The following is an 8,497-nucleotide window of genomic DNA, read 5'->3' on the forward strand; positions in this document are numbered from 1 at the left end:
TCCTATTTCTTAATGGGTAGATAAATGGAAAACTCAGTGTGCCCCGGCCAACTGGTGAACTCGATTTTTCCTGCGTGTTGATCGACTAAACTGCGAGCAATTGATAGGCCAAGCCCAGTACCATCAGGTCGCCCACTGACCATGGGATAAAACAAGGTATCTTGAATTGCTAATGGAATACCCGGACCGTTATCTTCAATATCAATACGTGCTGCAAGGCGATAGCGTTCGCCTTGTAACATTACCTGAAAGGCCGTGCGCGTACGCAGCGTTATATTACCCTCTGTTCCAGCTAGTGCTTGCAGTGCATTGCGTGTCACGTTTAACAACACTTGCTCGATTTGGTCAGGGTAATACTCTAAATCAGGCAAACTCGGATCATAATCACGAGTGAGTGTTACATTATCGGGTTTTTCTAAGGATACCAAGCGGGTCACATTCTCCATTATATGGTGAATGCTTTGCTGAGTTTTTGGCCCAGGGTATTGTGGCCCAAGTAACCTATCAACGAGCACACGCAGGCGATCAGCCTGCTCAATGATAACTTGTGTATATTCATTAAGTTGTGGGTCTGGCAGTGCCTTCGACAATAATTGTGCCGCCCCTCGTAAGCCGCCGAGAGGGTTTTTAATTTCATGGGCGAGCCCACGAATTAATTCACGCGCCGCCAGTTGTTGGGCATTTTGCGCCAATTCTTGGCTAAGGCGCCGTTGGCTGTCTAATTGGGAAAGCTCAACCAAAATAAATTGCTCAGAAAATGGCTGTGCACTAAATGACATCACATGGGAATGGTTATTAAAGACGAGTGTGACTTCGTTTTCTGTAAAGCTGTGGCCTTCTTTTAAGCTACTTAGCATGAGTTCATCATTTAAGGAACAGTAACTAAATAACAATGGTAGCGGAGTACCATAAAGCTTACGTTGGCTTTGGGTTAAAATCTGGAGAGCGGCGTGATTCGCATAATGGATAACCAGATCGTAATCCAAAATCAGTACACTATTAATCAGGGAATCGAGCAGTTGTTCGGGTGCTGGCAAATGTTCGGTTTTCATCTAATGTTGCTCCTGCACTATTTTGGTGCATTATACCTGATAGACCTAACATCCGATATTCGATTTTTGCACCATCACTATTGTAGAGAGAAAAGGCCCCATCGAAAGATGGGGCAAGTGCTTCACGGCAACAAAGACTAACAGTGGAACGGCGTGTTACACACTGTAGTACATTTCAAATTCGAGAGGGTGCGGTGCCATACGAACACGCTGAATATCGCTACGGACTAATTCGATATAAGCGTCAATGGCATCGTTCGTGAATACGCCTCCACGGGTTAAGAATTCACGGTCTTTATCTAACTCAGCCAATGCTTCGTCTAAAGAGCCTGATACAGTTGGGATTTCTTTAGCTTCTTCAGGCGGTAAGTCGTATAAGTTTTTATCCATAGCATCACCTGGGTGAATTTTATTGATGATGCCATCAAGGCCCGCCATTAACTGTGCAGAGAACGCTAAATATGGGTTTGCCGCAGGGTCTGGGAAGCGAACTTCAATACGACGCGCTTTGGTGCTTGCCACTACAGGGATACGGATAGAAGCAGAACGGTTACGAGCGGAATAGGCTAACATAACAGGTGCTTCAAAGCCTGGGACTAAGCGCTTGTATGAGTTAGTTGTTGGGTTAGTAAATGCGTTCAGTGCACGGGCGTGTTTAATGATACCGCCAATATAATACAACGCCATTTCAGATAAACCGCCGTATTTATCACCTGCAAACAGGTTCACTCCGCCTTTAGATAAAGACATATGGCAGTGCATACCGGAGCCATTATCACCCACTAAAGGTTTTGGCATAAAGGTTGCTGTTTTCCCGTAAGCATGTGCAACATTGTGAACAACATATTTATAAATTTGTGTTTCATCTGCTTTTTTAGTCATGGTATTAAAGCGGGTAGCCACTTCATTTTGACCTGCAGTTGCCACTTCATGGTGATGAGCTTCAACCACTAGCCCCATTTCTTCCATTGTTGTACACATAGCAGAACGTAAATCTTGTGAAGAATCAACGGGAGGGACAGGGAAATAACCACCTTGTACCGCTGGGCGATGACCTTTGTTTCCACCTTCATATTTAGTGCCTGTATTCCATGCCGCTTCGATATCATCGATATGATAGTAGCTGCCATGCATGTTGTTGCCGAAACGGATGTCGTCAAAGACGAAAAACTCAGGTTCCGGTCCAAACAGAACGACATCAGCGATTTTGCTAGAGCGCAGGAAATCTTCAGCACGTTTTGAAATCGAACGTGGATCTCTGTCATAACCTTGCATTGTACCCGGCTCTAAAATATCGCAACGGATAATTAAGGTGACATCAGCAAAGAATGGATCTAACACAGCCGTTGATGCATCAGGCATTAATACCATGTCTGATTCATTGATACCTTTCCAACCACCGATAGATGAACCATCAAACATCTGGCCTTCTTCAAAGAAGTCTTCGTCAACTTGGTGAGCAGGGATAGTGATGTGTTGCTCTTTACCTTTAGTATCGGTAAAACGCAGATCAATAAATCTAACATTGTGCTCTTTAATTAACGATAAAACATGTTCAGCGGACATTCTCGGCTCTCCTGATCGGGTCTAATCAACAAATCACACATAAAATTGGCAGATATGTTTGTTGGTTTGTCTGGCGTAGCAGTGTAGGGAAAAAATACGCCGCTCGCTCAATGTAAATAGATAAGCGAAAAGCGTGCCAACTTTTTTAAGTATAGTAAATACTGATTGTTACGTGTACATGATAACAATGTTGATTAAAAATAGGGCTTAATTGCACCATATTGATGCAATTTTCTAAAGGAGTTGCACTATTTTGGTGAATATAATGAGGCGGGCTCAAAAAAGAGTCAAACTTTGGGCTTAAAATTAAACCCAAAGCTGAATTTGACTGAATGAAGGTGTGTTGCGATGAATGTTTTATCTTTATTCATCATCGTTAATAGTTAATAACGTATTCACTTCTTCTATTTGTTTTACAGCATCATTGATGATAGAAGCGATTTGGCGCGTTTGTTCTTCATTGAGCTGTTTTAAAACCATTTTATGGCGTAACAGAGCTTTAAAACGGCTGACTGCCATTTCAATGTCTTCCGTTAAATTACCGCCATGTTGCATATCGCGGGCTTTGGCTAACTTGCGGGCAATAACTTCTTCGGTTTCTTTGTTCTGCACTAAATGTTCAGCGCCTTCAGGGGTTATCGTGAAGCTCTTACGATTACGTTCCACGATTTGTGATTCCAAAAAACCTTGCTCTTCGAGTAGGGTTAATGTTGGGTAAATCACACCTGGGCTCGGTACATATAAACCGCTAGAGGCTTCTTGAATGTCTTTAATAATTTCGTAGCCATAGCTTGATTTTTTCGCAACCAATGAGAGTATCATGATATGAAGATCACCGTGGTCGAATAAACGGCGTAAGCCTTTTCCTCTACCACGACCTCTTTGGCGTTCTTCACCATGACAGCGTTCACTGTGTCTATGACCGTGGCGACCTTCACCATGACAGCGTTCACCGTGTCTATGACCGTGACGCCCCTCACCATGACAGCGTTCATCGTGTCTATGACCGTGGCGACCTTCACCGTGACCGCGTTCATCGTGTCCATGACCGTGACGGTTATCGCCATAATAATGGTCACCATGACTACGATGATCGCCACCGTGACAGCATTTATCGTGATCATGGCGGTGTTCGCTACGACCGTGACGGCCTTCAGCACCACAGCAACCATCGTGGTGACCGCGTTGATTTTCGTCATGGTGTGCATAATAGACATGACGACAAGATTTAATTAGCATATAGTTACTCCTTAGTTTGTAACTTTAGATATATCGAATTCATTTTATACAAACACTATATTTAGATATATCTAATTCGTCAATTTAGATATATCTAAATGACACAAAAAGACATTAAAAGTGGTAGTTAAGAAAGAAAGTCTATTTTTTATTCTTTTTTTAGGCTGTGAATATTAAATTTTTAGCGTATTATTCTGTAACTTTGTGGTTTCTTGGTGCTGATACTCACTATTTTATTGGGGATTTTGGCACCGTTACGCAACTGGATGTTTTTTCGCTAAAAACTTTTTATACAGTGATGGGTTTCACATTTATTCCACTTGTGCGGAAAAACGTGTAAAATAACAGCAAATTAACGTAGAAAGTATACTTGGGCGAAATTCATGGCTCAAAAAGTATATTCCTTTCCTGTCAATTAAACGGTAAAAATCCTTGTCAATTCAAAATTTAAGAAACATCGCCATCATCGCTCACGTTGACCATGGCAAGACCACACTGGTGGGTAAATTACTACAGCAGTCAGGTACGTTCGGTGAACGTGAAACTGTTGATGAGCGTGTTATGGACTCCAACGACTTGGAGAAAGAGCGTGGTATTACCATTCTTGCTAAAAATACCGCTATCCAATGGAATGGTTATCACATTAACATCGTAGACACCCCAGGCCACGCAGACTTTGGTGGTGAGGTTGAGCGCGTTATGTCTATGGTTGACTGCGTTCTGCTGGTTGTTGATGCGATGGATGGCCCAATGCCACAAACTCGCTTCGTAACGCAAAAAGCGTTCGACCACGGTTTACGTCCAATTGTTGTTATCAACAAAGTTGACCGCCCAGGTGCACGCCCTGATTGGGTTGTAGACCAAGTATTCGACTTATTCGTGAACTTAGGTGCAACGGATGAGCAACTCGATTTCCCTATCGTTTACGCATCTGCATTAAACGGTATTGCAGGTCTTGACCATACTGAGATGGCTGAAGATATGACGCCTCTGTACGAAGCTATCGTAGAGCACGTTGCACCACCTGCCGTTGATATCGACGGTCCTTTCCAGATGCAGGTTTCACAGTTGGATTACAACAGCTACTTAGGCGTAATCGGTATTGGCCGTATTAAACGTGGTGTTGTTAAGCCAAACCAACAAGTAACTGTTATCGATAGTGAAGGCAAAACTCGCAACGGTAAAATCGGTAAAGTTCTGACTCACTTAGGTTTAGAGCGTATTGACTCACAACAAGCAGAAGCGGGCGATATCGTTGCTCTGACAGGTTTAGGTGAGCTGAATATTTCTGACACTATCTGCCAAGTGGGTAGTGTTGAAGCTCTGCCTGCATTAGCGGTTGATGAACCAACAGTTAGCATGTTCTATTGTGTTAATACCTCACCATTCTGTGGTAAAGAAGGTAAATTCGTGACTTCACGTCAAATCCTTGACCGCCTGAATAAAGAACTGGTTCACAACGTTGCACTGCGCGTTGAAGAAACTCAAGACCCAGATGCATTCCGCGTTTCTGGTCGTGGTGAGCTGCACTTATCTGTTCTGATTGAAAACATGCGTCGTGAAGGCTTCGAATTAGCCGTTTCTCGTCCAAAAGTTATCATTCGTGAAATCGATGGTCGCAAACAAGAGCCATTTGAACAAGTGACTTTGGATGTTGAAGAACAAAACCAAGGCGACGTGATGAAAGCGTTAGGTGAGCGTAAAGGCGAACTGCGTGACATGATGCCAGATGGTAAAGGCCGCGTGCGTTTAGACTACATCATTCCTAGTCGTGGTCTGATTGGCTTCCGTACTGAATTTATGACAATGACTTCAGGTACAGGTTTACTGTACTCGACTTTCAGTCATTATGATGATGTTCGTCCAGGTGAAATCGGTGGTCGCCAAAACGGTGTTCTGATCTCTAATGGCCAAGGTAAAGCAGTTGCTTATGCACTGTACAGCCTGCAAGATCGTGGTAAATTGTTCTTAGGTCACGGTGCTGAAGTGTATGAAGGCCAAATCATTGGTATTCACTCACGTTCTAACGACTTAACTGTTAACTGCTTAACCGGTAAAAAACTGACTAACATGCGTGCGTCAGGTACTGATGAAGCCACAACATTGTCACCACCAATTAAAATGACTCTGGAACAAGCACTTGAGTTCATTGATGATGACGAATTAGTTGAAGTGACTCCACTGTCAATTCGTTTACGTAAACGTCACTTGACTGAGAACGATCGCCGCCGTGCAAACCGTTCTAAAGAAGACTAATTTATAGTTTTAGTAGACAGCAAAAAGGCGCCTTACGGCGCCTGAGGTTGTTGACAAAGCGGGATAAAAGCGTGGTTTTTCCCGCTTTGTGTTATCAGCCGAAAATCAATTAATTGATTTTCCTAGTTTATTTTCGAAACCTATATGACTTGCTGCCAAACATAATATGTTTGTCTGCATTCTGAGGCGCCTTACGGCGCCTTTTTTATGGGTTAAGTTGTGGGTAAACACCGGGGCCAATAGGTAATCCTGCAAAGGGTTCTGTCGCATTAACAGTCAGTGGCTGCAACTATTCGCAGTTGGCCATTCTGTTTACGTAACTAGGGCATAGTATTGTTCTGACGGTGATAAGATGCAATTCCTGCTGAGTGAAAACTGGCTTTTCCGGAACATCGCTATTAACTCGATACCGGCTAGAATAATCTGCGCACACCGGAAAGACTTAAAACCCAACATAATCCGAGTTCGCCGCTTAATGTTGCGGTGATCTTGCTCTATGCGGTTATTCAGATATTTGTTTTGGCGTATCGTCACGGGCTTATAGCGCGTAAAGCCGACATTAAAATGGTCTACCGCAGCACGGTTAGCGCCACTTTTATCGAGAGTGACTGTCAAAGGGCACGGGTGCTGACTGATGGCCTGTTTAAAAAAACGTTTTGCGGCGGCGATATCACGTCGTCAGCATAAAATCGACTGTGTTGCCTTGTGAATCAACAGCGCGATACAGATAACGCCACTCCCCTTTGATTTTGATGTAAGTCTCATCGATATGCCATTTCTGATTGACAGGGCGCTTATATCGCTTTGCAACTTGGACTATGACTGGCACTAAACGTAAAATCCAGCGGTGCAGGGTTGAATGGTCAACGTAAATACCGCGCTCAGCCATCATTTCCTCGAGATTACGCAAGCTCAGGGAATACGCCAAATACCAACGCACACATTGCGCGATGATATCAGTGGGATAATGGAGACGTTTGAATGATTTTCGGATAAGAGACATGCGGATAACTCCGATTAAAAACGAGAGTTTACCGCGCAGGTATTCTTAACGCGACAGAACCCCTCAGCAATGCTAACCTTATGCCTTGCCAACACTAACCTTTAGCAAAGCAACATGTTGTTATATAAAGATTTTAATCGGCCATTAAGTCTTTTGAAGTTAAATAAGTTAAAAATAAGTCTTTTAAGGTATGATTTTATAGGGGTTGTGGATAACTCATTTTAACCCTCGTCTGTACTAACCTTTAAATTTTCATTTTTTAATAGGAGTCATTATGAAATTCAAAAAAATCGTTATTCCTCTCTTTTTTGGTCTATCTTCACTTTCCTTTGCGGAAAGTGTGATTGAATTAAGTAGTAATGAAAATGAAATATTAAATTCTCTGATTAACGATGACATTGAAACTAGCTTTACCGGTGGTGAAAGCTTATTTTCAAATAACATAATTTACAGTTCAGCAAACGATATGAGGGATGTTTATTCTAAAAATGAGGCTAGAGGAGATAAGAAATTTAAAGGAAAAGATATAATAATTAGCGGTGTAGTTGACAATATTCACTCAGGAATTGGTGATATTCCACAAGTCCATTTAAAAACAAAAGATAAATTTCATGGGGTAGTGCTAAGTTTCTCAAAAGATTATCAAGATATCCCTATTGATTTAGATAAAAATCAAAAAGTTACTTTTTACTGTAAAGGTAGTAGTGTTGTTGTAGGCTCCCCTACATTAAAAAATTGTGCGCCAATTGAAGTTGCAAAAGAATATATTAAAAATGATATTGATAATTCATTTCAATATGCATTAAAAAATCCATCAAAAGCAGATAAAACACACGCTCAAATAATATCTACAATTAAATATTTGTCAGATAAATCTAACGATATGAATGAATGTAAAATTAAAGATGCAAATTGCCTTTCTGAATTGTACAAAAAATATTCCAAACAAAAAAATGCAAAAGAAGAGTTTATAGAAAAGGCAAAATCATTAGGCTTTTCTACAAAAAATGATGATGATAAAAAAATATAAATACTATTTAGCCCCTATTTCTAGGGGCTTTGTAACTAAGAAGCATTAGCTACGTCAATTGATACCGCCTATATAATTTTTAAGTAGCCTCACAACTGTTCGAGGTTTCCGATCATAAAAAATATTAACTAATAAAAACTAATTTATTTAAATAGTTACATTAGATTTCAAATTATTTAAACCGCCTAAATTGAACTGATTAAATACTTGATTTACTGTATATAAATGGGACTTCCCTTGTTATGGTGGCTGATAATATCATAATGCATATTTTATGATCAGGGATTACTATCATGGACGAAAAGTCTCTTTACGCCCGAATACTCAATTTATCCCCTCCTTGGAGTGTCG

Annotated in this window: 5 protein-coding genes and 1 pseudogene; 2 read left to right on the forward strand and 4 right to left on the reverse strand. The window is 41.3% G+C overall.

Going from position 1 to position 8,497, the window contains the following annotated elements; translation table 11 throughout:
- Positions 1 to 2: 2 nt before the first annotated feature.
- The 3 genes from glnL to ACLPIE_RS16275 form a co-directional block, all read right to left on the reverse strand.
- Entirely contained in the window at positions 3 to 1,052 is a 1,050-nt protein-coding gene (glnL, locus tag ACLPIE_RS16265; RefSeq protein WP_430262761.1) for a nitrogen regulation protein NR(II), read from the reverse strand.
- A gap of 156 nt (positions 1,053 to 1,208) precedes the next feature.
- The gene (gene glnA, locus ACLPIE_RS16270) at positions 1,209 to 2,618 is read right to left on the reverse strand and encodes a glutamate--ammonia ligase (RefSeq protein WP_430262762.1); all 1,410 of its coding nucleotides are present in this window, start codon (positions 2,616 to 2,618) and stop codon (positions 1,209 to 1,211) included.
- Positions 2,619 to 2,981: 363 nt separating this feature from the next.
- Complete coding sequence (locus ACLPIE_RS16275; RefSeq protein WP_430262763.1) at positions 2,982 to 3,857, reverse strand: PadR family transcriptional regulator; 876 nt, start codon at positions 3,855 to 3,857, stop codon at positions 2,982 to 2,984.
- 432 nt (positions 3,858 to 4,289) lie between these two features.
- Here ACLPIE_RS16275 and typA point away from each other — a divergent pair, with 432 nt between their 5' ends.
- Positions 4,290 to 6,113 (forward strand): ribosome-dependent GTPase TypA, encoded by a 1,824-nt coding sequence (gene typA, locus ACLPIE_RS16280; RefSeq protein WP_430262764.1) that lies wholly within the window; start codon positions 4,290 to 4,292, stop codon positions 6,111 to 6,113.
- A gap of 312 nt (positions 6,114 to 6,425) precedes the next feature.
- On the opposite strand, the pseudogene ACLPIE_RS16285 reads toward typA, so the two are convergent.
- A pseudogene (locus tag ACLPIE_RS16285) lies at positions 6,426 to 7,116 on the reverse strand (IS6 family transposase).
- A 274-nt stretch (positions 7,117 to 7,390) separates the two neighbouring features.
- Between ACLPIE_RS16285 and ACLPIE_RS16290 the strand changes: the two are divergent.
- Positions 7,391 to 8,146 (forward strand): OB-fold protein, encoded by a 756-nt coding sequence (locus ACLPIE_RS16290; RefSeq protein ID WP_430262765.1) that lies wholly within the window; start codon positions 7,391 to 7,393, stop codon positions 8,144 to 8,146.
- Positions 8,147 to 8,497: the final 351 nt, after the last annotated feature.

Source organism: Providencia sp. Me31A, from assembly GCF_050487165.1.
In the GTDB taxonomy this organism is placed as follows: domain Bacteria; phylum Pseudomonadota; class Gammaproteobacteria; order Enterobacterales; family Enterobacteriaceae; genus Providencia.